A 26,368-nucleotide genomic window follows, 5' to 3' on the forward strand; every position below is an offset into this window, starting at 1 on the left:
CTTGCGTTGAGTTCAGGACTATGGGCAAGCGCCGACCCGCCGGCCCTAGTATCTTACATTGGCGCTGAAGAAAGCGACCTTCAGCTTGCCACTCATGTCGAAGCTTTCGGACGATGCGAGGCCGGAGAGCATGGTTCGCATTTTCCCAATCCGTCCTTCGCACACCATGCTTGCGCTCGCCGAGCCATCTGCGGCAAGTGCGGCCTCTGAGATCGTGCAATCGGGTCCTTCGTCGCTGCGGACAACACCAAGCTGGATAGGGGCTGTACTGCTCTGTGCGATCGCTTCGGCGGAGATGCAGGCCTTTGCCGTCTGCGCCGGGACGTCCCTTGGTCCGCCCGTTACCGTTCGCGTAACCTCCCACTGACCCGATGAGAACCCTGCTTCCGTTGCCAACGCCGCAGGAGCCACAAGAGCGGCGCAGGCGGCAGCAAAAGAGATAATTGCACGCGCTTTCATCAATCTTCCTCGGCGAATTGGGCTGCGATGCGGGCACGCGCCGTTTCTGGGGGTGGCGAAGGGGTTCGGGAGGGCGGCAGTGGGTTATGCGGGGCGTCTTCTGCCGTCCCCCCGGCACGATCGCCTCGTGCATTTGGGAATTCTGTCATCACAAGAAAGCCATCGGAGTTGGCGTCCAGCATGGCGAACTGCCTTCTTTGGATAGTTTGCAGTTCCAGAACATCGACCTTGCCATCGAGATTAGCATCGGCCTGAGCAACAAGCGACGCGTTGAGAGGGCGGATCATGCGACCAAAGATACGACCTTTAAAGTCATCGCCTGCATGAAAGGGAACTTCGCTGGGCACCATGGACTGATTAATGGATGCCGCGGAGAGATCGGAAAGCGCACGCGATCCCATGGTTTTTTGCCAGTCGGCGAACTCTTCAAATTCGATGATCCGGTTGCGATCGGTATCGATAGCGGCAAAGCGAATTGCGATCGCCTCATCGGCAAGACGATCAATGCTCAAGCGGACTTCTTTGATGGTGAGGTAGCCATCCCGATCCAGATCCGCTTCCCGATGCTGGCGCGCCACGGCTTTGTCGAATTTGGCGACCGGGATGGGATCAGGAGCCTTTGGCATTCGAGAGCGAATGCGGTTGGCTGCGCCTCCCGGCGGCGTACCAGCACTTTGCGGTATGCCGCCAAGGGGCGCGCTTTGCGCCAACGCTTCATGTGAAGTCGCAGTCACAAGAACGCAAAGCATGACGCCAAAAGCCATTGTTGCCGACCAATGTCCAACTCGCCCGAACGGCGGCAGAGGGGCTGCAATCCGATCACGGACTCTTGACCACCAAGTGAACTCGTAACAGGTCACCGATAAAACGGAGTTGGACCCATACTTGCAAGGTCTTTGTCGACTGGCGTTTTTCGACGTCATACCCCCTCAGACGCATCGACCTGCTTAAACCCTCCCCACTTTCTGAATCTTTTTTTGGGGCCGTCTTAGTCATCTGTCGTTCAGCCTCGGCAGCCATGCTTAAAGGTGCTTCTGCCCCCGAAAGCGCTGCCAAGAGAGTCGCAAATGAAACGCCTCGATTGCTCCTCGAATGCTATGTTGGCGCGCGCCGCAGGTGGCGACGTGCTGGCGTTTTCGTCGCTCGTCGAGCGCTACACCCCGACCCTTTATAAGCTTGCATTTCGCCTACTACTTGATCGCCAAGAGGCCGAAGATGCCGTCCAGGATGTCTTCACGAAGCTTTGGAAATGTGCGAACACCTCAGCAAGGCCGCAAACCAACTTGCGGGGCTGGCTGCGCCAGGTTTGCACGCGCATCTGCCTCGATCGCCTCAGAAAAAAGCGCCCCGTGCTAGTCGAAGAACTACCCGAAATGATCGACGAGACGCCGGCGGCAGATGCAATTCTAGAAGAAGAAGAGATGCGCAACGCGATTGCACGATGCTTCGAAGCGCTCAGTACACCGCAACGTATTGCTGTTGTGCTGACGTATTTCGAAGAACTCTCAAACAAGGACGCCGCAGAGCGCATGGGTCTTCACATTAAGGCATTCGAGTCGACGCTCCGCAGAGCGCGATGTTCACTGGCATCGATGCTCGAACCCGATTACACTCCGGCAAACACGTTCGAAAGGTCTGTCGGATGAGCAGCACAAATATCAGCGATGCCGATCTGAGCCGAGTTCTGAAATCCGGTGTCGATCCTCAGGTACCCGACAACCTTGCGAGCCGGATTACAATGTCTGTGATTGCAGAGGAAACGGGGCAGGACCTCCGCGAGTGCGAGATCAAAGAGGAAGTCTCTCCGACACGAAGTGGCTCCTTTCGCTTCGCAGCTTTGGCGGCCTGCGCCGCTGCGGTTGTCGCAGTTTCGACATTGGTACAATTTGGCGGCCAAGGGGAGGCAACAGCGCGGCTCGCAGTTCAGGACGAAGCGGCTCAAGTTGATTTGCTGGCTACATCTGCACCGGACCGGGATACGTCGATGCCAGAGGAGCAGTCGTCCCTGCCGTCCACGCAGCCCTCCAACCCGCCTGTTTTCGCTCGGCTTGGTCCTGACGCACCTTCGAAGAAAGAAGCTGACAAACCGGCGAAGCCGGCGGCCCAACGCGAAATTGCTCAACCTTCTGATCCCGTTGCACCGAACGAAGCGGACCGTCCTATCGAGGATATGGGTGAACAGTTGGCAGCGAACGAAGTCGCACCATCTCAATATGTTCTCAATACGGATGACGGCCCAACTGAAGTCTATGGCCCTGTGGAAGAACCTTCGCGAAATGGGTTTGGCATCGACATGAACGTCAATCCGGTCATTGGTAAAGGTTTCGCAGGCGGTCCGACGCCTCCCCCTTCGTCTGAATAAGGTTTAGGCGCGATTTCCTGATTGGTCGAAATGATCGATGAATTAGAACTGCGTTCCAACATTGAAAGAGAACAGCTGCGTTTCGTCGGACTCTTCTGTCAGTATCGGGAAGGCAAGGTCGAGCCGGAACGGGCCGAACGGCGAATTCCAGTTTACACCCACCCCGGCGGTCATGCGCGGACGCCATGTGTCCCCGACATAGTCCTCGCGAAATGGTGCAATCATACTGCCAAGTGCAGAGTTTGCCGTGCCATCGGGAGCGATCGGGCTGATAGTCGTGACCGTTTCGACTAGACCGTCCCCATCAACGTCGAATGTTTGGGAATACAGGGCACGACCCTCATCATCGCGGGTTGCGATGAATGCTCCATCCGGGAACGGGCTTTGCGAAAGCTGCGGCTCATTGAGGCTAAAGACTGAGCCAACATCAAGGAACAAAGAGGGCCTGAGCCCCAATTCGCGCGCCCCGTTCAACAATGGCAATTCGAGTTCGAGGCGGCCCAGATAATATGCGTTTCCACCCAGAGCTTCACGACTCGTAGGCCCGTCCTCTTCATCGCCGTTTTCATCGGCAATAAGCGTGACCCGTTCGATAGCTAGCCCGAGCCCGCGAATATCGAAACCACGAAACTGCGGATCGCCGAGGAAAAACCGGTCGGTAAGGCGTGTCTCTTCCTCATCGAGGCTGTGGATGTAGCCGCCCTCCGCCTGTGCGCTGGCGATAAGCCCGCCTCCAAGATTCCAGAAGCTGGCAGCGCGTCCACGAAAACGCAGATAAGAAACCGACCCACCAAGACCAGCAACCTCGCCTGTCACCGAATATCGTAAACCGCGCGTAGGGCGAAAATTGTTGTCGAGATTGCTGAAAATGTATGAAAGGCTGCCGATCGATACGGTGCGATCTCCTAAGGCGTCGCAGATGAAGCGTCCTGCAAGAAGCGGCTCGCATGTATCAACCCCATCTCCATCCAGGTCGGCAAAGAACACGTTCTCATCAAGCGTAACACGTTCGAAATTCAACGTATAACCGAGGATCAGTAAAGAGTAATCAGTAAGCGGGGCGCCAAACCGAAATGAGCCGCCAGTCGTAGATTGCTCGTAAGACGTGTCACCATCGCGGAAGAAACCATCGTCGTAGTTCTGCTGATAAAGGTTGAAACCGAACGAGATATTGCGGTCCCACAGAAAGGGTTCGGTGAAGCTAAATTGTGCCGACTGGCTCGCGCCGGAATAATTCACGCCAAGGCCGACCGTCTGCCCGCGGCCACCGAAATTGCGTTGGCGGACCGACGCTGCGAGGATCAAGTTCTCGACCGATGAGAAGCCTGCTGAAAACTCCAACTCGCCGGTTGGCCTTTCTTCAACATTTGCTTCCAGCACGATCCGGTCAGGCCCGCTGCCCTGCTTTTGCTCGATCTCGAAATTTTCCTGAAAGTAGCCGAGCGATCGGATGCGGTTTGATGATTGACGAAGAGCGAGGGAATTGAAGGCATCGCCTTCGGCTAACCGAAACTCACGCCGGATCACCTTGTCTCGCGTGAGCGTGTTGCCATTCACGTCGATCCGCTCAACATAGACGCGAGGCGTTTGTCGCAGCACGAAAGCGATGTCCATCGTTCGCGCTTCGCGATTGCGGGTAAAGCGCGGTTGAACATCGGTGAAGGCATAGCCATAGGTTCCAGCCAGTTCGCCGAGTTGTTCCACGGTATCTTCGACCAGTTTTGCATCGTACCAGTCGCTGGCCTGCATCGGCAGTCGCTTTCCGAGCAATTCCTCATCGAAATCACGCAATTCGACGCGGGTCGAGACATCTCCGAACCTGTAGCGTTCGCCCTCTTCGACGACATAAGTGATGATAAAGTCCCGCTGGTCCGGGGTCAGTTCGGCCACGGCTGAAACGACCCGAAAATCGGCATGGCCTTCAGTCAAATAGAATTGCCTCAGCTTCTGCTGGTCGAACGCAAGGCGGTCCGGATCATAGCTGGTGTTGGAGCTGAGAAGATTCTTGGCTCGGCTCTCACGCGTGACCATCTGCTCCTTGATCGTCTCGTCGTTGAAAACGGCATTTCCGATGACGTTGATCTTGCGTACCTTGGACTTGGGCCCTTCTCTGATCTCGAAGACTACATCGATCCGATTCTGCGGCAGCTCCACCAGCTTGGGCTCCACAGTTGCCGCGAAGCGTCCTTGGCGCTTGTACAATTCAATGATGCGATTCACGTCCGCACGCACCTTGCTGCGCGTGAATATCTGTCTTGGAGCAAGCTTGATTTCAGGGAGAATCTTGTCTTGTTTTATGCGTTTGTTCCCTTCCAGAAGGATGCGATTAATGACGGGATTTTCCGTCAGGGTGAGCGTGATCACACCGCGTTCGAAACGGATAGAGAAGTCGGCGAACAGTCCCGTGGCGGCGAGGTCTTTGAGCGCTTCATCGCCGAGCGCAACGGTGTAGGTCTGGCCGACGCGCAAGCGCACATAGGAAAGGATGGTCCCAGCTTCGAGCCGTTCGGAGCCGATCACGCTGATGGATTGGATAACGCGCAGATCGCCCGCAGCTTCGCTCGATGCCGCAGGCGTCTGATCTTCTTGCTGCGCCGCGATGGCCATTGATAGCAGGCACAGCGCGCTTGTCGCCAGTAATGCGACGAGCAAAGCAAGTTTGGACAAATGCCGTGGCCCTGCGCTCTCGATTTCGGGCCCGTTTAGTGAACGAGACAGCACGAGGCAGGGCATCAAAACGCGATCCCCAGCCCGGCTCTCAAAGAGTAGACTGTTCGATCGCCTTCGTGTTCCGCCGCGGCATTCACCGACCAAAGAAAGTCATAGCCACCGCCGATTATACTGATTTCGCCGAGCCAGGCAGATTCGATATCAGGTGCCATCAGCCGAAAGCTGTCACCCACATCCTCGAACTCCGCAATCGTGTCTCCGAGCGAACCGTTCAGCACTGTGCGGCGCCCGGCTTCGATTTCGATCGACATCGGGATCATGTCAGGTTGTTGCGGTCCGATTGCGTAGGCGAGCGCCAGAGTGGAGTTGATCGAGAGCGAGTCGCTGCTGCGATCCTCGACGATCAGGTTCATGCCATCGCCGCCACCCGTTTCTTCGTATCCATCTTCGTCGAGGCGGAAGTACTCGAGTGAAACCAGAGGTGTCAGCGTAAAACGCTGCCCCAGTTTTGCCTGGTAGGAAGCACCGACCAAGCCGCTGTAGAGTAAGCCGTCGAAGTCTCCGCTTGCGACCCGCAAAAACCCTGCTTCGTCATCATCCTCATCATCGTCTGCAGTGCCGTCGAGGTCGCCTTCGAATGTCCTCTCACTTGAATATCCGACATAGGCAAAGCTGCCGCGCGCAAACATGAGAAGGCCGCCCAACTGTTCGCGCCAATGCAGGGCGGCTTCATAGTGCGATGCGTCGACCTCTGCATCCACTGTGCCGTTCGAATTGCTGCCCCACGAGATGTTGGCCGAAAGGCCGACGCGCCCAAACGGCGTACCCGCTTCGTAGCCGCCGGTGAGGCCGAAACTGCCGAGCGAGTAGCCGCCTGCGATGCTATCAGGATCGTAGTCACCGTTCAGATAATAGCTTTCGACCCAAATCCGCGTGTCGCTGACCGAGAACATCGTCTCGTGATCGTACAGATGGGCCGCTGCCAGCCTGGAGCTCGACGTTGCAAGATCAAAATTGCCGCCCGAATACTCAGGTGTAAGCCCCAGTATCTGTGTTTGCAGGCTCTCTTCGTCATCCGCTTCAAGCAGGCTGTTTTCGATTGCCGTGTCGCCGCCTGCCGCATCAAGTATTGCTGTCAAAGCTCAGTCCAGAGCAGGATCAAGTCCCAGGTCGACAGCAGACTTTCGTTGAACCTGCAGAGTGATCTCACCGGCGGCAGTATCGGTAAAGACATCACCGTCGAACAGGAATGGGAGATCTGTACTTTCGGTGTTGTAGTCCGGCGAACCGCTGATATCGTCACCGACCAAAACGAGATAAGTTCCTTCCTCGAACTCAAGCGAGGAGATGTCGGCACCGATAGTCGCACCCTCGGCGAAATTCGCTGTTCCGACGTCGAACAACGAGTTTTCGCCGGTATCGGTATCGACGAAAACGACTAACGAACCGTCCGCGCCGACATTCAAAGTATCGAAAGCTATGACGTCGGCATCTTCCGCGCCGAACGAACCCGATTGAACATCGACGCTGAGCGCATCGCCACCGCTTATTTGCCCGCGAAAAGCGCCGTCGCCAGCGATGGTGATGGCACCGATCTGATTGTTGATCTCGATCGCGCCGCTCATGGTCGCTTCGTCGTCGATATCGAGCGTTGCCAGCCCTTCGCCGAAATCGATGTCGCCCGAGTAGATCGCATCGCCGGATAGAAGCACGCGGTCATCTCCGCTACCGAAGAAGCTGTCTCCGGGGATTTGACCGTCGCTCACATCGAGCAGGTCGTCTCCGGAACCTGTCAGGATGTCGCCTGTGATCGCAGTTGTTATGAGTTCCTCTTCGTCCTCGTCTTCGTCTGGGGGCGAGAACTGTGTTATCGTTACTCCAGAAGTGTTGGAGCTGAGATCGAGTGCCACCGTCACGTCTTCGAAAGAGCCGTTGGCGGTTATGAAACCGTTAGAACGAACGCTGGTCAGCGTACCGGAAAGGTCTCTTACCGCGTAGGATTCACCGTCGCCTGTCGACGAAATCGAGGAGTTTACGACGCCGCCTTCGCCGATATTGGGTTCGGGCACGCGGGCGTTTTTTCCGATGAGTATTCCAGTCGCCACAGAGTCGAACGTTGTCGCTGATATGCGGCCGGTTACGCCAATCCCTCCCTCAAGATCGACCACTCCGCCGTGTCCGCCGACGCTCACCCCGACCGCATCGATCGTCCTGCTGGAACCATTGCCGTTGATTGTGCTATCGACCTGCAAAGCGTAGCCAGTGGTGCTTGCGCCGATGATGATGGGGTCAGCCCCTTCGACCTCAAGCGCGGGAGCCGCGCCGAAACCAACAATGGAGCCGGTTCCTTCCTCGTTATCATCGATACCATCGCCGTCGGTGTCGTCGCCCGAAATCTCCCCGTCCGCATCCTCCGGCGGTGCAGCCACGATGATACCACTATCGACTTTGCCGCGCATGGCAACTGCTGGGGCTCCGGCGCGCAAATCATCGCGCGATAACGACAGTGAGGTATCGTCATCAGTCACCAAGTTGGTTCGCTGAGCGATCGATCCCTGCAAGGTGATGGTACCGCCGACATGGCCTTCGCTGACCATTGCGCTGGACGCTCGACCGATGACGGTGATATCGCCCCGGACTTCGATCTCGCCGGTGACATCGTGTGTGCCAATGCCGACCGAATTGTCTCCGATTACCAAGATGCTGCCGTCTGGCCCGTGCAGAATGTCTCCCGCGAGGCGCGAGTCCACTACTATCCCGCCAGACGAGAGGCCGTCGACTAGGATGTCGCCATTGTTTTCGATCCGCCCGTTAAAGGTCCCTCCCGGTTCGACGTAGATCCCATGGCGGTCCGAGGCGCGTGCGATCGTTCCGTCGGCGACCCCATTTTGGTCATCGTCTTCACCCGTGAAGTCTTCCAGAACCTCGATATCGCCGTCGTTGATGATCGATCCGCTGGTTCCGTTTTGAATGCGAATTCCGGTCGCACCATCGTCTTCGCCGGCAGCGATTTCACCTTCATTGAAGACATCGGAACTGCTGTCGACGATAATTGCAGGGCCGGAATCTACCCTGACGACGCCATCCTCGGTGACTTCTACATCGCCGGCCTGCGATGTTCGCACGGGTCCGTTAGCCTCACCATCGACAACGGTCTGAGCGTGGATTTGAAAGGGCATCAGCGCGAGGCTCGAGATGGATATGGCGGCAACAGCACGGAGCAGGCGTATTTGGGAATGGCGCATGTTCGGGGGAGGCTCCGTCGTTTAACTGCGCACAGCGAGCTAGGGGCGTGCTGCAAGTGGTTATCAAGACGGATCGATCGGTCGGAAGCCTTCAGTTCGATCGAGATGGTCGGTGTTCTGGCCCCGTTGAAATCCGACTTCAAAGAGACCGTCCCCGCGCAGCAGGCCAACCATCAACTGCTTCGATCAAAGGATATGGCATAGAATTAGCACGGGGCGTCGAGACGCAAGCTCTTCAGCCAATCAAGTGACGAATGACTCCGGAACAAGTAACCTTTACGCTGATTGGCGAGAGTTGATGGTGCAAAGTGAACCCGTATCCAGACTTCGCTAAGCAAGTCTCACGTTAGGGCACCTTCGCCAGTCATCTCGCACACTAAGCAGGATTTTACTTGTGAGATGTCCGCTTTCGGCGACAAAGAAGTTGGATGCCTACGTCTTGGATGTGGTCGCATAGCGGACGCTCGAACGGAGACGAGTTTCGGTTCGACTGCCTCCACCTGTGGGAGCTATTGTGGGAGCAGCATCGAGTTGCGCCGAGTTTTACACTTTGGCATCAGACCTTTATGGCTTTCGGCTTGCCACCTCCGTGTCCGCCATCCGTCTCCTCTGCAATCGTTGTCGCTTTCAGGCAGTCGCTCTTGCGGGAGTCCGAGAGCTTGATGATTTCAGGCTAACTACCCCCAATGGATCGTAAAGGGAGCGAGGATCGCGCATTGTCATGCACTGCAACCAAGCACCTGATATCCCATTCCAAAGTTTCAACTCATCGCCCGATGTCAGCCGGTCCATTGTGATGATCTACGTGTGATTTCACGCTAAGCTTTCGGAACAAAGAGCATCGTCTGACCAGCCGCGTAAACGATATTTTTCGTTAGACGGAGCGGCTCTCATGCGCATGATCACCAGTACTCGAAAGCGTGATTGTCGCCTCCGTGCCTGCCCCGGGCTGCGAATGAAGGTGAAATTCAAATCCGTGTCGGGCGGCTAAGTCGTGGATGATAGCAAGGCCGAGGCCGTCTCCATCCGATGTGTCCGACTTGGCTCCCGCTTCCTGAACTCTCAATAGGGTGGCTGCATCCATGCCGTTTCCATCGTCGCGCACCCTGATCTGGCAATGGCCATTCTGCTCGGTGATTGACACTTCGATCTTGCTTGGATCGGCATGGCGCAGCGCGTTGGCGACCAGATTGCTGGTGACCCGAATAAGCGCGAGGGCGGGGATAGTCGTGAGGAGCTCCGATCCTGTAACGTCCAGCTCAACTCCCGCCTCTTTTGCTTCACCTGCGAACATGTTTTCGACCGCACTCGTGATCAGGTGAAGCGAATAAGGTTCTGTCTCCTCTGGGCCAAGCCGCGCTTCGCCCAGCACCTCATCACGATTGGAGTATTCGCGCGTCAGGTTTTCCAGGTAGTCGATCGCCTCGCTCAAGCGATCTTGCAGTCCTGGCGAGAGGCGCTCCGCCTCGCTGCGTACAGCCGCACGAAGGCCGACAATCGGCTGACGAATATCATGGCTGGCTGCAGCGAGCTGCGCTTTTGTCCGGGTCGCCGCCTCGCGCGCACGGACGTATTCCCGCTCGGTTTCCAAAAGACGGCGGTCGGTTTCGGCCTGCACTTCAAGCGCTTCGATCCGCTCTGCCACCATCCGGGCCCGCTCACGCCGTGTTCGCAATACGTCGACCAGCAGCAACCCAAGAATGCCGAGCCCAGCGATAAGGCGAAACAGGTCGCGAAACCACTCGATCGTCAGATCGGAGAGATACCGCCCGAAAATGTAGGGTTCAGTGACAAACGCGCCCGCCGCGCTGGTGAGCAAGACCAATCCAGCCATCAGCCTCAAGGGGCGCGCAATGTCGAACCGGAAGGTAACTGTGATCGCAAAGAGAAACAGGGCGAGATAGAGCGCCCAGATGAAATCGGGTGTTTCATTTGAACTGCGCGCGATTGCGAAGACGGGTGCTACAAGCGCGAGAGCCACTCCAAACCGCAACCAACCATTTCGCAGCCGCAGTTCGTCCCGGAAGCCATAGAAGAAGGTGTAGACCATTGCGAAAATGGTCAGGAGCGTGATGTTTTCCCAAAGCTCCCGAGCGGCAAAACGATCGGTCATGAAAGTGGTAGTGAATAACGACGCTTCGTTCTGGACCATTGCGAGCGCGTAAGTGATGCCCAAAAGCAGGCCGAGAGGGCGCGATGTGAGGTAGGAGACGATCGCGAGGATCAACCCGATAATCAGCAAAGTGGCCGTCACCCCACCTTTGAGCAGCACCGCAACGACCTGCCGCGTTCCCAGTTCGCCCTCGCGGAAAATGCCCAGATTGGGGTTGTCCGAGCTCGCCATGTTGATGAGCGCGAGGCAGCTCTGGCCCGGCGCGATTGTGAAGCTCTGCGAGCGCACATAAGTAAAATAGCGCGCGCTTAAGGGACCGCCCTCCCCGGTCCTCGTGGCGAGGATTTCTCGCGGCGTTTCACCCTCGCAATCCAGATACACCCGCGGCGGACGCACAAATACGCCGCCCACACCAATGACCCGGCGCATGGGCTGCGAGCCCGAATGCGCTGCGCTTTCAAAAGGTAGCGCAGCCCAAACTCGCCAGTCGTGAAACGCACCGGTCTTATCCGACTGAAATTGGGCGCTAAAATCGCCATCGTGATAGCGGGCGCGAGCCTCTTCGAAACCGATCTCCACATCTCGCGCGGTGACGAGATAGCGGGCGGAATTCTCGACCATCTCCTGGCTGCGGCCCGGTTCAACTGCAAGCGGAAACCCAGCTTCAGCGTTCACCGGAGCCGCAAGCAAAGTCGCCAGCAAAATGATCCATGCCAAAAGCGCTTTTCTAACGAATTTCAAACCGCTCTTTCCCCCGTCCACCTTTCGTATACGATGCGCGAATAAAAAGGCGAAGAGCTTGGGGGCAATATCTGCGTGGCGCGAATGGGGGCATTCGGAACAGTTACAAGTGCGGTCATCGCGGATGACCATGCGATAATTCGTGATGCGCTGACGTCCTCGCTGGGCAATGAGGACGCGCTTCAGGGCGCGAGGATCGAGATTGTTGAAGCAGTCAATAACGGGATCGACGCCATTGTCGCAGTGCGTAAACACAGGCCGGGCCTGCTGATGCTCGATGTCACCATGCCGCATGCGGGCGGCACCGAAGTCCTTCTCGAAGCGCGCCGGTGGTCTCCTGAAACCCGCGTCATCATCTTTACCGGCATCGAGGCGCGCGGGAAGATCGCTGAACTTGTAGAAATCGGGGCAGACGGTGTCTTTTGCAAAGCCGACGATATGGGAGAGGTCATTCGCGCAATTCCGCGCATCCTTGAAGGCGGGAGAATTGTGTGCAGCCGCTTTACCCGGCTTTTGGAAGATGGGGTCGATCTGGAACCGCTGACCGATCGGGAGCGTCAAGTGCTGAGCCAGGTCGTCACTGGCAGAACCAATCGCGAGATTGGTGAGGCGTTGGGTATCAGTATCAAAACGGTCGATCGCCACCGCACCAGCGTGATGGGTAAAACGGGATCGCGCAACGCAGCCGAGTTGATCGCCCATGCTCTTCGCGAAGGGCTGATCGATCCGAATGCGAGTTGATTCAAGGCTATTCATGGCAAATGCCCGGCGAGCGAATGAAGACGCTGGCCGGGCTCGTTTCGGGGTATGATCAAAGGTCTTTGAAAGGGAAGATCGCACCGGTTTTGTAAACCGCTCCGCCAACTCCTGCTCCGCCACCGGCGCCAAAGCTGATCCCTGCAAAGTCGAGCGAATTGCCTTCAAACTCGACGCCGCCTGAAAGACCCACGATGTAGTGACCGGAGACAACCGCGCCGATCCCGTGATCAAGGCCTATGCGTCTGGTCGGGATCGTGGAACGCGACAGGCCCACAGTGACGTCGCCAACCACTTCGGCTTTCGGGCCGCCACCCACACCGCCGGTGAAGAACCAGCGCGCATTGGGGCCTTTCTTGAGCTCAATCAGGATGCCAGCTCCGCCTGCGGCTGCAACACCGGCTGCGCCGCTTGCACCCACTGTGATCGAAAGCGTCTTGAACTTCTTGTCGTTCCCGCCTTGCACACCGTTGTTGAGCGAAGCCAGCTTGCCCATGTCCTGCAGCGCATTTGGGTTCGCGCCGCACTCGCTCAGCAAGCGGTTCACGCCATTGTTGGAACGCTCTCTGATCGCGAGTTCTAGGCTCGCCAGCTTGCGTGGGTTTTTGACACACTTGGTGAGCCTTGCGAGCGGGTTCTCAGTGCCGATCTCGCGGATAACGGCGCCTGCAACGTCCAAGCGATCCTTGTTGGTGATTTTCTTGATGCAGATATCAGGCTGGCCCCAGCGGATCTTTTTCTTCAAGCCGTCATCGCACCACTTTGCAGGGTTGATGCTCTTGCAAACGACCTCACCTTCTCCGCCGCATGGCCGACCATCACGAACCCGGTCAGGAACGCAGATATCTGGCTTGCCAAACTGGACCTTGTTGCGGAAGCCCGCATCGCACCATTTGGCCGGATTGATGTTCTGACAGCGCTGCTGATAGGCTCCGCCGCACTTATCTGATCCTGGTTGCAGATCAGCCTTGCGAATGCAGATATTGCGTCCAGGCTGGCGCAGAACCGTGAGCCCCGTATCGCACCATTTGGCCGGATTAAAGCTGATGCAAGTCGTCTGGTTCAGACCCCCGCAATTCTTTTCCTCAGGCGGCGGTGTGGTTGGGCGAACGCAGATGTTACGGCCAGAACGGCTCATTTCGACGAGCCCGGCATTGCAGCGTTTTTCTCTGCTTAAACTGATGCAGGTCTTCTGGTTGAGGCCCCCACAATCACGCTCGTTCGATCGGTCCGCAGTCTTACGCACGCAGATATTGCGACCAGACTGACGGCGTTCGACCAGTCCCGGGTTGCAGCGCTTGTCCTTGTTGAAGCTGATACAGGTCTTTTGTCCCAGTCCCCCGCAGTCCTTGCCGAATACTCCGGCATAGGCTGGGCTTGGGCCGATCGGTCCTGCAGGTGCAACCATCGTCGCTCCCAGTGCCATTGAGAAAACAGCACTCGCTTTCATCATCATCTTGAACATGGCTTTTCTCCTTGTCTTGAATTGCGTCTCGATTGGCATTGCAATTGGGCGCGGGGCTCTCACCACGGCTCCACGTATTCTTCGTCATTGTCGTTTTCGGGCAGTTCCATCAGAGGGACGTCGTCTTCTTCTGACGTGTCCGTGTCCCACGGATTGTCCGAGTATTCGGCATCAAAGCCATCGACGCGGTCGAGGTGATAGACGACAGGGATTGAACCATCGGTGCGACCCTGCAGCGTTTCTTCATCGATCCATTCGAACGTCACCCCCGCCATCAGCGGCAAGTCCTGTCCGACAAAGCCACCATCGGCGAGCTCGCGGATGTTCTTGATCACGACCTGGTCGGGTTCGATGCGAAAGAGCATCATGTGCACCCAGCTGTCTTCAGCATAGGCGTGCCCGTTTTCGATCACGATGCGCTTGCCGATCTCGCGGACTTCCCACATTCCATCGATGGGCAGCGCTTGAAGCGGTTCCATCTGATCGATCGTTGGCAACATCGCGCGGACCTGAGCATCAGCGGGCGCGGGTACAGCAATGCCTCCCAAGGCAAGGCTTGCCACGGCCACCAAGCTCAGTCTCTTTGCAGTCAGGCAGGTCATCAACACTCTCCTCATTCGGGTCATCCCAATGTGAGAGTGTTGTCGCAGCGATCAGGGGCGAGCTGAATGGGGTCGATCCCCCAAACGAAGGGCACACGTATTCAGGAAGCGGAAAGCTGGATTTGCGGCGGAAGGAGGCTACCTGCCCCGTGTGGCCTGTTTCACCGGACTAGCAACCAGCAATCCTATCGGCCTGATTTCATCAAAATCCGATCATCCCACTATTGCCCTTAATCTGGAGAGACCGTTTTGATCGATAGAAAGCTGCACACCTAGAGTCCCCGTCCCATCAAGCACGGGCGTCTTGTATACCTTGAGCTCCACTGCCTCAATCGCAGCATACTTGGCGCAAGCCATTGCGATCTTGGACATGAGCCATTCTTGCGTTTTGTAGTGGCCGTCGCTGGCCAAACACTCGATCTCGCGGATGAGCGGATCGTAATCAAAGACCTTCGCCATCGAGTCCCCATCGACGAGCACAAGCGAGGCATCAATCGTCAGGGACATGTCGAGGAAATGCGCATCCGGGACGACATCTCCTGGGCCGTACGTCCCAAGGTCCACTGGCAGCCTGAGCCCTGTAAGTTCAACTGTGCTTGTCATAGCCATTGTTAGCTTCGCCCCACTCTTTCAGACCTTGGCCGCGAGCAGGACGATGGCAAAACCGGCACCGACAATGTGCGCCAGAGTGATTGCCACCGAAAGCGAATGTAGCACTTTGAAACGACCACTCGCTCCCCGATCCGTCGCTGCATTAACAGCAGGCATGATCATTTGCCTTGCGACAAGTGTCGTGACAGCGATTGCGCCTAAAACAAGAGCAACGGTCTGATCCGCCGCCGCGCTCGTTGCTGCGGCAAGCACGGAAGTAACGAATACAAATAGGTAGAAGTGAGGAAACGCCCGCCGGATCAGAGGGCCCGCCGTTTCAGCAGGAAGCGCCGAGAAGACAAAAGCTGCAAATCCAAATGCATATAAAACTGTTGCCCCGAACATCAGCGCTGTCACCAGCAGTGCGAACTAGATCATCCATCATTCGCTTTTTTCACTGCGACGCCCATGTAGAGGATCGCCTTGAATGGCAGGGCGCCGAACGTGAGGTCTCCGCGGCGATTAATGCCGCGTGGGCCGAGGCCGGTCATCGGCCCGGGCGCAAGCCCAACTTTCGAGAATGCTGAAAGCAATTCCTTTGGCCGGATGTACATCTCTGGGTCGTGCGTGCCTTGCGGCAACAAGCCAAGCACGTCCTCGGCAATCGTGATGGTCGCAAGTCGCGCAATCGGATTGCGGTTGATCGTATCGAACAGGAACATTCCGCCCGGCTTCAACACACGAGCGATCTCGCTGATGACCTTTTGAAGGTCGGACACGTGCTCAAGAACATCGACGCAAACGACCGCGTCGAAGCTATCGTCGGGATAGGGCAGTTGTTCTCCGACACCAACGTCGTATCGAACAGACAGGCCGGACTGTTCGGCATGCGACCGCGCTGCAGCGATTGCATCCTGTGCCGGATCAATGCCCGTGACGTTCGCTCCTTTTTGGGCAATCGCCTCAGTCATAAAGCCGCCCGCACAGCCGACATCAAGAACGGTCTTGCTGTTCCAATCTATATGCTTCTCAAACCAGCCGAGCCTGCCTGGCACGAGGTTTTTGAGCGTTCGGATCCAGCGCACATCATCAGACCACCAGTCTTCTGCAACTTCGTCATAGAGTTCCAGGTTGTTTCGGGCCGGATTGTTCATTTGTCATCGTCCTTCATTCGCCCCAGCGGCAACGCATAGGGCACGGATTGTTTGTAGCTTTGGAACTCATCGCCGTAGCGAGCGGCGAAGCGGCGCTCCTTGAGGATTGGAGCGGCAAGACAGTAGGCAGTCCAACTGATGGCGAGCACCAGTTGATCAGGGGTCCAGACGGGTACCGTCCACAAGGTCAGCGCGAATGATACGTAGATTGGCTGACGAATAATCTTGAAAAGGCCTGTGGTTGGCATGTCGGGAAATACGGGCTTGCGTTTCGCCAGCATTGAGAGCCACCCAAGCGCGCCCGATTGCACTTCGATGCCCGCATCCCAGGTTGACTTTGCAACCAGCATCCAAGCGCAGGCATACGCCCCGGAGATCGCGTAGAACGTCCATCCTTCGGCGCGCCAACATATAATCTCTGACGGCGTCCAGAGTGTGAACAGCATCAGGAGCTGGATGGAGGCCAGAAAAGCGAATGCCGATGTCCCGAGTGTGCCGCCATACTTTCCGGGCACCAGATTGGACAATATCGCGCGGCCGCGTTCGGATAAGAGGAATGAATGGAGCGCGGGGAATTGAAGGACCAAGAGAGCGTTGACGATTGCCGCATAAGGCCAAGCTACGGTTCCGAAACTCCTGCTCATCCCGAAGAACATCGCGACGACCATCGCCCCGACGCCAGCGGCAAACGCAAGGTGCACAGCTACACCCGCCAGAAGCGCGGCGCTCTTGCGCCCGGCACCCTGCGGCGCGTCATAGACGCTGCGTGCAAGCGCCCAAAGTCTTTCAAAATGAGGGGATTGCATAAGACTAAGCTTCAGTCGTGATTAGCCGATATTACCGTCTTCATGGTCTCATCGAGAGCGAGCATATTGGCCATTTCGTATGGAAAGAAGGAGGCGGGAACTGCGAAAATCCTTTTGTTGCCCCGTACGAAAAACGCTCAACGATCCACCAAAGTCTAGCTTTAGCTGCACGGCAGTTCTTGCCAGACACGGCCTGTGCAACTGTGCTTGCACACACCCAACGGTGCAAAGCTTGTCCGGGTCCCAAAAACCTGATGATTTTGTCGCAAGAAATCCGCCGCTTCGCGCAACAGCACGATATCGAGAACCGCTCAAAACCTCCGCGTTTTTGAAGGTTTAATTGGTATCGCAAATGTCTTGGGGCGAGGAGTTTGGTCCTTACCTGCCCTAGCGAAGCAATGCGCGTTCAATACCGCGCGCCAAAGCGCACTCCATAGGTCACCGGATCAGCAAAATTCTGGACAATCGCGTTCTGGCCAAATCGAACGGTCCATTGCCCGGCTGACGGCAAAACACTCTTCGTGCACATCACGCGATGGATTGCCCAGATCCATGAAAACGATCTCAGGACCATAGACGATCCTCACTCCGCAGCGGTGTCGGCGTCATCTCCCAACGCATAGGCGATAACATAGCCGCCTTGGCCATCGCGAACACTTTGGGAATCAAGGTACTCGTTGGTAACGGGGTCGCGCGGATAACGCCACGAGGGGTTGGGCACTGTGACCACGATCATCTGCCGCCCCGATTGCGGGGAAACGAATGACATTGGCGTGGACTGGCCGTTGCCCGGAAGATCAGCTGACCAGCGCACGTCCCCGGTCCTCACATCATATGCGCGGACCGTGCGGTCCATGGTGGAACTGAGGAATGCAAGGCCACCGCGCGTCGTCATAGTGCCAGCTCTCACTGCCGTGCCAACATCGATTGGCAATCCGCTGCGCATGTTGAAAGGCCCTGCATCGCGCATATTGCCAGCCGGCCGGCTCCACAGCAGCTCTTTCGTGTTGAGGTCAATCACGGCAATTCTCGACCATGGCGGTTCAAAGCAGGGGATGGCCGTGCCAAGACGCGACATGAATGGCATGGGCAATCCATAATAGCGCACTTGCTCGTAATTGTAGGGATCGTCCGGATCGACGCTTGGACCTTCGGCGTCAGGCGTCATGCGCACGGCGGGGTGCTCTTCGCCAAGCAGCCTGCCGCCCAATGGTCCGGCTTCAGCGACCTGCTCGGGAGTTACCAGCAACAGGCGGTGTGTAAGCAACATGGGCGCGGCCACCAGCAGGCCGTTATCGGCATCGACAGATACACTGCCCCAATTGAACCCGCCGAAGTTGCCCGGCGCAATCAGCGTACCGCCTGTCGTGGGCGGCGTATACATGCCCTCATAGCGCATCATCCGGTATTCGATCCGGCACACCATCTGATCGATCGGAGTAAGCCCCCACATGTCGGCCTCGTGCCGGTAAGGGTGGAAGTTTGGAAGCGGTGAGAAAGGCTGCGTTTCCGAGAGGTATTCGCCAAGTTCAGGGCTCTGCGGAACGGGCCGCTCTTCGATCGGATAGACAGGAGTGCCATCACGGCGATCCAGCAGGAATAGCTCACCCATCTTGGTCGGAATGACGATGGACGGGACGCGTTCACCGTCACGTTCAACATCGACGAGCACAGGCTGAGCGGGCACGTCATAATCCCAGATGTCGTGCTTGACTGTTTGATAGGTCCAACGCTCCTCGCCGGTTGACGCGTCAATGGCGATTACCGCTGAGGAATAGCGATCATCAAACTCGCGCCGCGCACCTCCGAAATAGTCGGGATTGGCATTGCCGGTGGGAGCGTAGACAAGATCCAGCTCAGGGTCATAGCTCATGATCGACCAGACGTTGGGAGTGCCTGGCGTGTAGGTTTCACCTTCTGCAGGAAGACCGCGATTGCCTGGGTTGCCGACATCAAAAGCCCATGCAAGTTCACCGGTAAAGGCATCGAAGGCACGGATCACTCCGGAGGGGAGGCCCAGCTTCTGATTGTCGAGCACCAGCCCGCCAACGATCAGATTGTTGCCAGCCACGGTCGGTGGCGAGGTGTGGTAGTATTCCTTGGGCAAGTGCTCGCCAATCCCGACGCGTAGATCAACGATACCGCCTTCACCAAAATCCTCACACAACTCGCCAGTCTGCGCATCGAGCGCGATCAAGCTTGCATCGATTGTCGCTGTGAGAATGCGGGCGCTGCATTCGCCATCATAGTCTTCTGCTGCTTCATGGTAGGCAACGCCTCTGCACGTAATCGCGTATTGATGCGTATCGGGCGGGGTCAGACCGGGATCGTGCCGCCAGATCTCTTCGCCAGTCTCACCGTCAAGCGCGATAACGACATTGGCCGCTCCGCAGAGGTAAAGCGTGCCGTCAATTGCGAGCGGAGTGGCCTTGAAATCCTCCTCAAGCCCGGTTCGGTAGCGCCAGATCTCCTTGAGGCCTGAAACGCTATCCGTGTTGATCTGGTCGATTGCCGCAAAACGAGTGCCACCCGGCGTGTTGCCGTAGTGCTCCCAATCGGACGCGAGTGTCTCATCGATTTCGCGCACAGTACCACTGCCGTTCTGAGTGTATTCAGGCAACGCAGCGACTGCGAGGACGGCGAGCGCTGCCAAGGTAGGGCCACCGATGATCCAGCGGTTGAGCGGTTTCGGTGCTGGATCGGAAACGGGCTTTAGCGACTGGCGATACCACGGCGTCAGGAAATAGAGTCCAAGGACAAGCCATGCCGCCAGCCGTGGCAGAAGCGCGAAGAAATCGAGCTGCGCTTCAAAGAGCGACCAGACCAGAGTCAGCGCCAGAATTGCGCCATAGATCCATATCGCTTTCACACTTCGGCGGATCAGGAAAAAAGCGCAGCCCAGCGTCGCAAGACCGGCAAGAAGATAATAAACGCTGCCGCCAAGATAGGCCAGATAGCCACCAGGTACGCTGAGCAGCAAGCCGATCAGGATCAGGAATACTGTATACACCCAATGGACAAGGCTGCGCATGTAGTTCTCCCGGCGACTTATAGGGGGTGGATCGTGTGTCCGCCATCGAGGATCACACAGCGCCCGGTCATGAAGTCGCTTTCATCCGAGGCAAGATAGACCGCGATGCCTTCCATGTCTTCAAGTTTGCCAATCCGGCCTATGGCCGAGCGACGGCGCTGTGCATCCTTGAATTCCTGACTGGTCTGCATGGACATTTCGGTCTCGATGAAACCCGGCAAAATGGCATTGGCACGGATGCCGGCCTGACCAAGCTCCAAGGCGAGCGACTGGATCAAGCCGATGACCGCAGCCTTCGTGGTTGAATATCCTGCGGCGCCGCCTGTGCCGACCATAGCGGCAACCGATGAGGTCACAATCAAGCGGCCCGGAGCTTTGCGTGAGAGCAAATGTTCTGTCACCGCGCTGAAAGTGTGAACGACGCTCATCAGGTTGAGATCAATTGCACCAAGCCATGCTTCGCGGCTGGTCAGATGCGACATGCCTCGAAAACCCGCGCCGCCAGCATTGGCAAAGCAGCTGTCCACCTGGCCAAACCGCTCAATCGTCGCCGCAAAATTCGACTTGATATCGGCCTCGTCGGTCACATCGCAGGTGAAGGCTTCTACTTCGCCTCCCATGCTGCGCAGTTCATCCACTGCCGCTGCGTTCTTTTCTTCATTGCGCCCCCAAACAGCGACTTTTGCGCCGCATTTCACGAGGCCCCGTCCATAAGCCAGGCCAAGCCCGCCATTGCCGCCTGTGACCAGCGCGACCTTTCCAGTCAGATCGAACATTCCAGCTCCTGAGATCCTGATCAAATACCGTTATCTGCGAAGTTTTTGGCCGAGAACGGCGAGGATGCGGCGACCTTGTGCAGCACCAGCAGATTGCCGTCGGGATCACGCCCGAAGATCGCCTCGCCATCGGCAAAGCGCGCTGGCCCAGTGACCAGCTCTCCGCCCGCATCGACCAGCCGCTTTCTGGCAGCTTCAAGATCGGATACGTCAAAGACAATCATGTTGTAGCCAGGCGCATCGATCGGGCGCGGCTCTGCCGGGCGCTCGGTCGGATGGCTGTGATACTTGAATATTTCGAGTTCCAGATTGCGCACCTGAAACCACGCCATTTCAATCGCACTATCCTTCAGCCCGGAAACCTTGTCGATGTTCTCGCCCGACACATTGATCCAGCTCCCGACATGGCGCGGCTCCTGTCCGCCAAGAAATACCCTGTAGAAATCGACCATTGCCTCTAGATCGGGCGTGGCGAGCGATACGTGGCGAATGCGGTGTGTATTTTTCGGCGGAGTTGGCAATCCCAGCTCTGCAACGTCGACTTCCTCAATCTCGGTGATGATGCCGTTTTTGTCGCTGACATAGCCATAATGAACCGGGTTTTCGTCGGACAGTTGGACCAAGTCTGCAGCACCTATGGGTGATGCGCCGGCAGCGAGAATTTTGTCATAGGAATTGGTAGAACGAGCGACCTGAAAACAAACATGCGCGATGCCGGGGCCTTGAACAGGCACTGCACCCGGTCTTGAGCTCGAAGATGGCTGCTCTCCAAAATTCATAAGCCACAATTGCGTGTTCGCGCTGCGAACAAGGCGCGTTTCGCCCGTGAAATCTGAATTGCCTAGAAGGCCTCCCAAAGCGCCGTCTGGATCAATTGCTGGCGCATCAATGGTCTGTGTCGAAACAGCGCTGGAATAGTACGCTTCCGCCGCAGCCACGTCGCTCACATGGATGCCGACCATTCCGACACCTTCGATAACGCTATCAGGCCGAACTTCGGACGGGGCGCCGCCACCCATAAGGCCGCATCCGCCCAAAGCCAGCGAGCCGCAAGCAATCGTAAGCGCTTGCTTCACTGATTGCGCCATGCGCATGCGCAAAAGCGCGACATTCGGCATTGTTTCTCTCCCATCATCCGCTTCGCGATCCCGTCGAAAAGCGGTCTTTACATCCTCAAACTGCCTCTAAATGGACTTTAAGTCAAATTAAAAGCTTTGCGATTTGCATATTATGGCATATCACCCGCATCAGAAGGACTAAAAGTTCACTTATAGGGAGAGGGAAATATGTCCAAGAGGGCATCGCAAATCATTCAGATTCGTAGACTTAGCAGCGCCGTGGCCATTGCAGCCGCCCTCGCTGCGAATCCTGCCTTTGCGCAAGTCAGTGCGGCCGAAGTTGACGAATCGGACGAAAACGCCTCGGAGAACGTAATCTTCGTTACCGCGCAAAAGCGCGAACAAGACCTTCAAGATGTGCCAATCGCCATTTCCGCTTTCGATGGTCAGCTAGTTGAAGACAAAGTGATCGATGACGCTGTTGATCTCAGCTTCTCCGTGCCGAACCTTACCGTGGATCAGTTTGGTGCATCGCTGCGCGGCGTCGGCAACCTTGCTATTTCGGCGACATCAGAATCCGGGCTCGGCTCACATGTGAACGGGGTTTATCTGGGCTCGCCAGCCACCGAAGCCGAATTCTTCGATCTTGAGCGTATCGAGGTCCTGCGCGGTCCGCAGGGGACCCTGTATGGGCGCAACACGACGGCAGGCGTCCTCAATATCATCACGAAGAAAGCAACAGATCAGTTCGAGGGCTATCTGACCGCTGGCTATGGCAATTTCAATTCCGTGCGTCTGCGCGGCGCGATCAATCTGCCCATCAATGACAACATTTCGACGCGCTTTGCCGGATTTTTCCTGGATCGCGATGGCTACGCCACCAATCTTTTCACCGGTAACGACATCGACGACCGTGAAATGTTCTCGCTGCGGAGCAGCACGAAATTCGAATTCGGTGATACGCGTGCCGACCTCGTGGTCCAGTATTTCCGCGAGGACGACAATCGCGCATTGCGCACGAAAGTCTTGTGCGAAACCGATGCAACGCTGGGCTGTTCACCGCTGAACAACGCGTTCGAAGCTCCTGATTCAAGGGGTACGCTGTTCAACACGTTTGGAGCGTTGACGGGGATTATCGCAACCGGTTTCGGTCCGACTGCGGTCAACTACTTTGCGGACACGCTCAATCCGGACGATATCAGAGTGCTCAATGAAGACGTCGATCCGGAATACTTCTCTGAGGAGTGGATCGCGCAGCTTGAAGTCAACCATGATTTCGGCAACCTGACTGTCACTTCGCTAACGGGATATCAGGAAATCGAGCGAGAGCTGTTCAAGGATTTCGACCGGCTCGTCCCTTCGCTCGGGTTAACAGGTCCAATCACGTTTGATTTCTTCGGCGATGGCACGAGCGTCACCACAGAAGCAATTCTGTCCGGTCGCCGCGATTTGTCAGACGCGCGTGAATGGTTTCAGGAGCTAAGGCTTGCATCGAGCTTTGCTGGGCCATTCAATTTCCTGATCGGTGGGAACTATTACGACAGGCGGAGTTCCTCTTCGGCGGACTTTACGCACGTCACCATTGCCGCCCGCCAACAGCAATTGGGCCTGCCTGACACCTTTGATTCCTTGGTGATTGAGTCCAATCCGGTCACGACCGAAAGCTTCGGGATTTTCGGCGAAGTCTATTTCGATTTGTCACAGAATACGCGTCTGACCGGGGGGCTGAGGTATTCCCATGATGACAAGACCATCCAAACGCGACAAATCTTCTTCAACCCGCAACCCGATCTGAGTTTACCTGAATTCACTTTTGGCGAGTTCGAACGGGGTGTTTTCACCGGTCGGGTTGTGCTCGATCACGATTTCTCGGAGGATGTGCTCGGCTACATCAGCCTGTCACGCGGTTATAAGGCGGGCGGCATCAATCCCGATGAAGTTGGGGTAGAGACATCGGGCTTTGATCCAGAATTCCTCAACGCGGTCGAATTCGGCCTGAAGGGAACGACCGCTGATGGAACGTTTAGCGCCAACGTATCAGGCTTCTACTATGACTATGAAGACCTTCAGATCGGCCAAACATCGGCAACCGCCGCGCTGACAGTAAACACAGATGCAGTTGTGTGGGGCGCGGAAGCAGAATTTCTCATCCGCCCGGCGGATGGTCTGCAATTGGACCTGGCTCTGTCTTACCTCAACACGGAAATTCAGGATTTCCAGTCGATCGACGAAACCGATCCATTTGGCACCGCACCAGGTGTTGTGGTTGCCGAAGTCACGCCCGTCGGCGTCGTACAGGACCTCGACGGCAATGAACTGCCCTTTTCACCCGATGTGAAACTGGCGATTGGTGTTCAGTACGAGATTCCGGTCGGGACGTGGTCCGCAACGCCTCGCATTGACCACTACTTGCAGAGCGAATTCACCGGAACGGTCTTTAACAAGCCGGTCGATACATTCGACGGGTACAGCCAGACAGACCTAAAACTGCTCTTGGTGCCGGATGGGGGCAATTTCGAAATCCGCGGTTACGTCAAGAACGTGTTCGACAATGACGACATCACGCGCGTCTTGCCGGCGGGCCGTCTTGTTGGACGCTTCCGCGAAGTCGTCGTGCTTGAGCCTCGGACCTACGGCGTCGATGTTACGTTCCGCTTTTGAGTGAGGCAGCGCATCAGTTCTCTCCGGAAGGGATGCTGAAAGTTGGCAGCATCCCTTCCACCCGGTTTCTTGGTGCGCATGAATAAAACGAGCCTGATTTGAAAATCGCTCTTCGCATCGCTTCTGTTGCAATCGCGATTGTCGCGTTGGCGTTTGTGTTCGCTGCTCTTTGGTCCCGTACTCCGGTGGACGTTGACCGCAGCACGCCAGACCCAGCTGTCGTGCACGCCAACGCGGTTAGCAAATCAGCCTTCACCTTTAGCGAAGGCTATTTCGAGAAGGACGGACATTCGCTCCATTATGTCGAGGCTGGCGAAGGCGAAGCCATTCTGTTTCTTCACGGTTTTCCATCCTATTGGCTTTCCTTCATCACTCAGATGGAGGAGCTCAAGGCCGATTATCGGGTGATCGCAATCGATGGACTGGGAGCCGGTCGCTCGGATGCCCCCCTAAAGACAGAGCCGTATGAGCTGCAGGCGATGGCCGAGCACGTATTGGCGTTGCTTGATCACCTTGCAATCCAGAACGTGCATCTGGTCGGACACGATTGGGGAGCAGGATTTGCCTTTGGATTGGCCCAGCAAAACCCGGAGCGTGTTCTGAGCGTAACGGGTGTTGGAGCGCCCTCGCAGATTGCGCTGGTTGAAGCGCTTTCGCGCGATCCAGCGGCACGAGAGCGCGCTGCCTATGTCGAACGCCTCAAGAGTGCCAATCCTATCCTAATTGTCGCCACAGGTGGTCATAAGCGGGTTTGGAGCGGAGCCTATGAACCGCTCGTCAATGCGGGCCATATGTCACCCGAATTGGGAAAGCTGTTCCGCGACGCGACAGGCAATCCAAGGAGGCTCAATGCCCACATCAACTGGTATCGCGCCAACTTGCCAAAGCCTGACGAGGTGACCGAGGCAAGCTATTGGCCATCAAGTTCAGCCAGGCTTGAAATGCCCGCTCAATTGATCTGGGGGGATGCAGATCGGGTCTTTTCGCCGAGCTACGCCGCGCTGATGCAAGAAAGCAGCGACGATTTGACGGAGCTTGAGCTTCGCGGCGCTGGTCATTGGCCACACTTTGAACGATCGGAAGAAGTCACCCGTGCAATTCGGGCGGTGATTGAGCGCGAGCGAGCCGACTAACGCTTCAGCTTGCGCATACTCATCATGTAGTCTTGGCGCACACCGTTCACAGCCCCGATGATCATCGCAACGGTCAGATCTTCCAGCTCCTGGCTGTCGAATTGCGGATTGCGCAAAAGGTAGCCCCCTGCCGATGCCGGCAGCCCGTAAGAGATATCGGTGAGAGCCTTTGCCGTTTCGAGCGGAATACCGAAATTCTGATCGAGTATTTCCGCAATGTAATCGACGGAAGACTGCCGCAAGTAATCGGTCGGATCGTGCATCTTGGAAATAGTCGGATCGGCCTGCAATCGCTCGATAATCAGGCCTCGCTGTTTGATGTAGTCGAGATATTCGTGCGTCACATTGCGCACAAGGTCGCTGAATGTCTCAGCCCTTTCGGCTCCAGCCGCCTGACGCTGCCGCAATGTCTTCAATTCGCGATCGAGCAATTCCTTCAGCAGGGCGCTGAGTGAATCGAAATAGCGATAAATCAGAGATTTGCTCACATCAGCGTCATTCGCAATCCTCTCAAGCGACAAAGAGGCGATGCCCTCTCGTGCGACCATTTCGGCTGCGGTATCGAGGATCATGGAGCGCCTGACCTCGGGCGAATAACGTCGCTTGGGACCAGCCTTCTTTTCGGCAAGAGCTGTGGGCGCAGAAGATACTCGCGTCATTTCACTATGGTAGCACTCCAATGGATCGAGCCGCAACAAGTCTAGCCGCACAAACAGTTTATGCTGGGCCGGGGATGCGCGAGCGG

22 protein-coding genes are annotated in these 26,368 nt (G+C 56.7%); 5 read left to right on the forward strand and 17 right to left on the reverse strand.

The annotated features are described in order from the left end of the window. Positions 1-45: 45 nt before the first annotated feature. Positions 46-459, reverse strand: coding sequence for a DUF3617 family protein (locus tag AUC45_RS07075; RefSeq protein ID WP_067600346.1), 414 nt, complete (start codon positions 457-459; stop codon positions 46-48). Next, entirely contained in the window at positions 459-1,223 is a 765-nt protein-coding gene (locus AUC45_RS07080; protein ID WP_067600349.1) for an EF-hand domain-containing protein, read from the reverse strand. The genes AUC45_RS07075 and AUC45_RS07080 overlap by 1 nt, the downstream gene beginning before the upstream one ends. A 303-nt stretch (positions 1,224-1,526) precedes the next feature. On the opposite strand from AUC45_RS07080, the gene AUC45_RS07090 reads away from it, so the two are divergent. Next, the gene (locus AUC45_RS07090; protein ID WP_082701019.1) at positions 1,527-2,105 is read left to right on the forward strand and encodes an RNA polymerase sigma factor; all 579 of its coding nucleotides are present in this window, start codon (positions 1,527-1,529) and stop codon (positions 2,103-2,105) included. Further along, complete coding sequence (locus AUC45_RS07095; protein WP_067600357.1) at positions 2,102-2,821, forward strand: hypothetical protein; 720 nt, start codon at positions 2,102-2,104, stop codon at positions 2,819-2,821. Before AUC45_RS07090 ends, AUC45_RS07095 begins: the two co-directional genes overlap by 4 nt. Before the next feature lie 42 nt (positions 2,822-2,863). Here AUC45_RS07095 and bamA read toward each other — a convergent pair whose 3' ends face one another. From bamA to AUC45_RS07120, 4 genes are all read right to left on the reverse strand, one after another. Continuing rightward, positions 2,864-5,428, reverse strand: a complete 2,565-nt coding sequence (bamA, locus tag AUC45_RS07100; RefSeq protein WP_233998811.1) for an outer membrane protein assembly factor BamA — start codon at positions 5,426-5,428, stop codon at positions 2,864-2,866. A 125-nt stretch (positions 5,429-5,553) separates the two neighbouring features. Continuing rightward, positions 5,554-6,630, reverse strand: a complete 1,077-nt coding sequence (locus AUC45_RS07105) for an autotransporter outer membrane beta-barrel domain-containing protein (RefSeq protein ID WP_067600360.1) — start codon at positions 6,628-6,630, stop codon at positions 5,554-5,556. Between the two features lie 3 nt (positions 6,631-6,633). Then, positions 6,634-8,736 (reverse strand): hypothetical protein, encoded by a 2,103-nt coding sequence (locus AUC45_RS07110; protein ID WP_067600362.1) that lies wholly within the window; start codon positions 8,734-8,736, stop codon positions 6,634-6,636. Positions 8,737-9,610: 874 nt separating this feature from the next. Next, on the reverse strand, positions 9,611-11,590 hold the full coding sequence (locus AUC45_RS07120; RefSeq protein ID WP_197409527.1) for a HAMP domain-containing sensor histidine kinase: 1,980 nt from the start codon (positions 11,588-11,590) through the stop codon (positions 9,611-9,613). 84 nt (positions 11,591-11,674) lie between these two features. Between AUC45_RS07120 and AUC45_RS15715 the strand changes: the two genes are divergently transcribed. Continuing rightward, positions 11,675-12,331 (forward strand): response regulator transcription factor, encoded by a 657-nt coding sequence (locus tag AUC45_RS15715; protein WP_067600368.1) that lies wholly within the window; start codon positions 11,675-11,677, stop codon positions 12,329-12,331. Between the two features lie 70 nt (positions 12,332-12,401). On the opposite strand, the gene AUC45_RS07130 is transcribed toward AUC45_RS15715, so the two are convergent. The 10 genes from AUC45_RS07130 to AUC45_RS07175 all read right to left on the reverse strand — a co-directional run bounded on the left by AUC45_RS07130 (position 12,402) and on the right by AUC45_RS07175 (position 21,889). After that, positions 12,402-13,811, reverse strand: a complete 1,410-nt coding sequence (locus AUC45_RS07130; protein ID WP_156423785.1) for a hypothetical protein — start codon at positions 13,809-13,811, stop codon at positions 12,402-12,404. 59 nt (positions 13,812-13,870) lie between these two features. After that, positions 13,871-14,413, reverse strand: coding sequence for a hypothetical protein (locus tag AUC45_RS07135; protein WP_067600372.1), 543 nt, complete (start codon positions 14,411-14,413; stop codon positions 13,871-13,873). Positions 14,414-14,626: 213 nt separating this feature from the next. After that, positions 14,627-15,022, reverse strand: a complete 396-nt coding sequence (locus AUC45_RS07140; protein ID WP_067600374.1) for a dihydroneopterin aldolase — start codon at positions 15,020-15,022, stop codon at positions 14,627-14,629. Positions 15,023-15,043: 21 nt separating this feature from the next. Beyond that, positions 15,044-15,421, reverse strand: coding sequence for a DUF4149 domain-containing protein (locus AUC45_RS07145; RefSeq protein WP_233998573.1), 378 nt, complete (start codon positions 15,419-15,421; stop codon positions 15,044-15,046). 17 nt (positions 15,422-15,438) lie between these two features. Further along, positions 15,439-16,158, reverse strand: a complete 720-nt coding sequence (ubiG, locus tag AUC45_RS07150) for a bifunctional 2-polyprenyl-6-hydroxyphenol methylase/3-demethylubiquinol 3-O-methyltransferase UbiG (protein ID WP_067600377.1) — start codon at positions 16,156-16,158, stop codon at positions 15,439-15,441. Next, a complete protein-coding gene (locus AUC45_RS07155) occupies positions 16,155-16,964 on the reverse strand; it encodes an isoprenylcysteine carboxylmethyltransferase family protein (RefSeq protein ID WP_067600379.1) in 810 nt (269 codons plus the stop codon). Before AUC45_RS07155 ends, ubiG begins: the two co-directional genes overlap by 4 nt. 406 nt (positions 16,965-17,370) lie before the next feature. Continuing rightward, positions 17,371-17,493, reverse strand: coding sequence for a hypothetical protein (locus tag AUC45_RS16085; protein ID WP_255356287.1), 123 nt, complete (start codon positions 17,491-17,493; stop codon positions 17,371-17,373). 54 nt (positions 17,494-17,547) lie between these two features. Continuing rightward, positions 17,548-19,995 (reverse strand): PQQ-binding-like beta-propeller repeat protein, encoded by a 2,448-nt coding sequence (locus tag AUC45_RS07165; protein ID WP_067600386.1) that lies wholly within the window; start codon positions 19,993-19,995, stop codon positions 17,548-17,550. Positions 19,996-20,012: 17 nt separating this feature from the next. Beyond that, the gene (locus tag AUC45_RS07170; protein ID WP_067600389.1) at positions 20,013-20,771 is read right to left on the reverse strand and encodes an SDR family NAD(P)-dependent oxidoreductase; all 759 of its coding nucleotides are present in this window, start codon (positions 20,769-20,771) and stop codon (positions 20,013-20,015) included. A gap of 20 nt (positions 20,772-20,791) precedes the next feature. After that, positions 20,792-21,889 (reverse strand): VOC family protein, encoded by a 1,098-nt coding sequence (locus AUC45_RS07175; RefSeq protein WP_067600392.1) that lies wholly within the window; start codon positions 21,887-21,889, stop codon positions 20,792-20,794. A gap of 168 nt (positions 21,890-22,057) precedes the next feature. Between AUC45_RS07175 and AUC45_RS07180 the strand changes: the two genes are divergently transcribed. Both AUC45_RS07180 and AUC45_RS07185 read left to right on the forward strand, forming a co-directional pair. Next, on the forward strand, positions 22,058-24,490 hold the full coding sequence (locus tag AUC45_RS07180) for a TonB-dependent receptor (RefSeq protein WP_082701022.1): 2,433 nt from the start codon (positions 22,058-22,060) through the stop codon (positions 24,488-24,490). A 98-nt stretch (positions 24,491-24,588) separates the two neighbouring features. Then, positions 24,589-25,623 carry an alpha/beta fold hydrolase gene (locus tag AUC45_RS07185; RefSeq protein ID WP_067600398.1) on the forward strand — a complete coding sequence of 345 codons (1,035 nt, stop codon included), beginning with the start codon at positions 24,589-24,591 and terminating at the stop codon, positions 25,621-25,623. Here AUC45_RS07185 and AUC45_RS07190 read toward each other — a convergent pair. Further along, positions 25,620-26,282 (reverse strand): TetR/AcrR family transcriptional regulator, encoded by a 663-nt coding sequence (locus AUC45_RS07190; protein ID WP_067600401.1) that lies wholly within the window; start codon positions 26,280-26,282, stop codon positions 25,620-25,622. The genes AUC45_RS07185 and AUC45_RS07190 overlap by 4 nt on opposite strands. Positions 26,283-26,368 lie beyond the last annotated feature (86 nt).

It is taken from the genome of Erythrobacter sp. YT30, from assembly GCF_001542875.1.
Lineage (GTDB): Bacteria > Pseudomonadota > Alphaproteobacteria > Sphingomonadales > Sphingomonadaceae > Erythrobacter.

Excerpts from the sequence above, each read along its gene's own strand:
- AUC45_RS07080 (WP_067600349.1), bottom strand. The coding sequence starts at position 1,223 with ATGGCTTTTGGCGTCATGCTTTGCGTTCTTGTGACTGCGACTTCACAT.
- AUC45_RS07090 (WP_082701019.1), top strand. The coding sequence starts at position 1,527 with ATGAAACGCCTCGATTGCTCCTCGAATGCTATGTTGGCGCGCGCCGCA.
- AUC45_RS16085 (WP_255356287.1), bottom strand. The coding sequence starts at position 17,493 with ATGTGCACGAAGAGTGTTTTGCCGTCAGCCGGGCAATGGACCGTTCGA.
- AUC45_RS07075 (WP_067600346.1), bottom strand. The coding sequence starts at position 459 with ATGAAAGCGCGTGCAATTATCTCTTTTGCTGCCGCCTGCGCCGCTCTT.
- AUC45_RS07155 (WP_067600379.1), bottom strand. The coding sequence starts at position 16,964 with ATGCAATCCCCTCATTTTGAAAGACTTTGGGCGCTTGCACGCAGCGTC.
- AUC45_RS07175 (WP_067600392.1), bottom strand. The coding sequence starts at position 21,889 with ATGCCGAATGTCGCGCTTTTGCGCATGCGCATGGCGCAATCAGTGAAG.
- bamA (WP_233998811.1), bottom strand. The coding sequence starts at position 5,428 with ATGGCCATCGCGGCGCAGCAAGAAGATCAGACGCCTGCGGCATCGAGC.
- AUC45_RS15715 (WP_067600368.1), top strand. The coding sequence starts at position 11,675 with ATGGGGGCATTCGGAACAGTTACAAGTGCGGTCATCGCGGATGACCAT.
- AUC45_RS07130 (WP_156423785.1), bottom strand. The coding sequence starts at position 13,811 with ATGTTCAAGATGATGATGAAAGCGAGTGCTGTTTTCTCAATGGCACTG.
- AUC45_RS07180 (WP_082701022.1), top strand. The coding sequence starts at position 22,058 with ATGTCCAAGAGGGCATCGCAAATCATTCAGATTCGTAGACTTAGCAGC.
- AUC45_RS07190 (WP_067600401.1), bottom strand. The coding sequence starts at position 26,282 with ATGACGCGAGTATCTTCTGCGCCCACAGCTCTTGCCGAAAAGAAGGCT.
- ubiG (WP_067600377.1), bottom strand. The coding sequence starts at position 16,158 with ATGAACAATCCGGCCCGAAACAACCTGGAACTCTATGACGAAGTTGCA.
- AUC45_RS07110 (WP_067600362.1), bottom strand. The coding sequence starts at position 8,736 with ATGCGCCATTCCCAAATACGCCTGCTCCGTGCTGTTGCCGCCATATCC.
- AUC45_RS07140 (WP_067600374.1), bottom strand. The coding sequence starts at position 15,022 with ATGGCTATGACAAGCACAGTTGAACTTACAGGGCTCAGGCTGCCAGTG.
- AUC45_RS07095 (WP_067600357.1), top strand. The coding sequence starts at position 2,102 with ATGAGCAGCACAAATATCAGCGATGCCGATCTGAGCCGAGTTCTGAAA.
- AUC45_RS07170 (WP_067600389.1), bottom strand. The coding sequence starts at position 20,771 with ATGTTCGATCTGACTGGAAAGGTCGCGCTGGTCACAGGCGGCAATGGC.
- AUC45_RS07165 (WP_067600386.1), bottom strand. The coding sequence starts at position 19,995 with ATGCGCAGCCTTGTCCATTGGGTGTATACAGTATTCCTGATCCTGATC.
- AUC45_RS07135 (WP_067600372.1), bottom strand. The coding sequence starts at position 14,413 with ATGACCTGCCTGACTGCAAAGAGACTGAGCTTGGTGGCCGTGGCAAGC.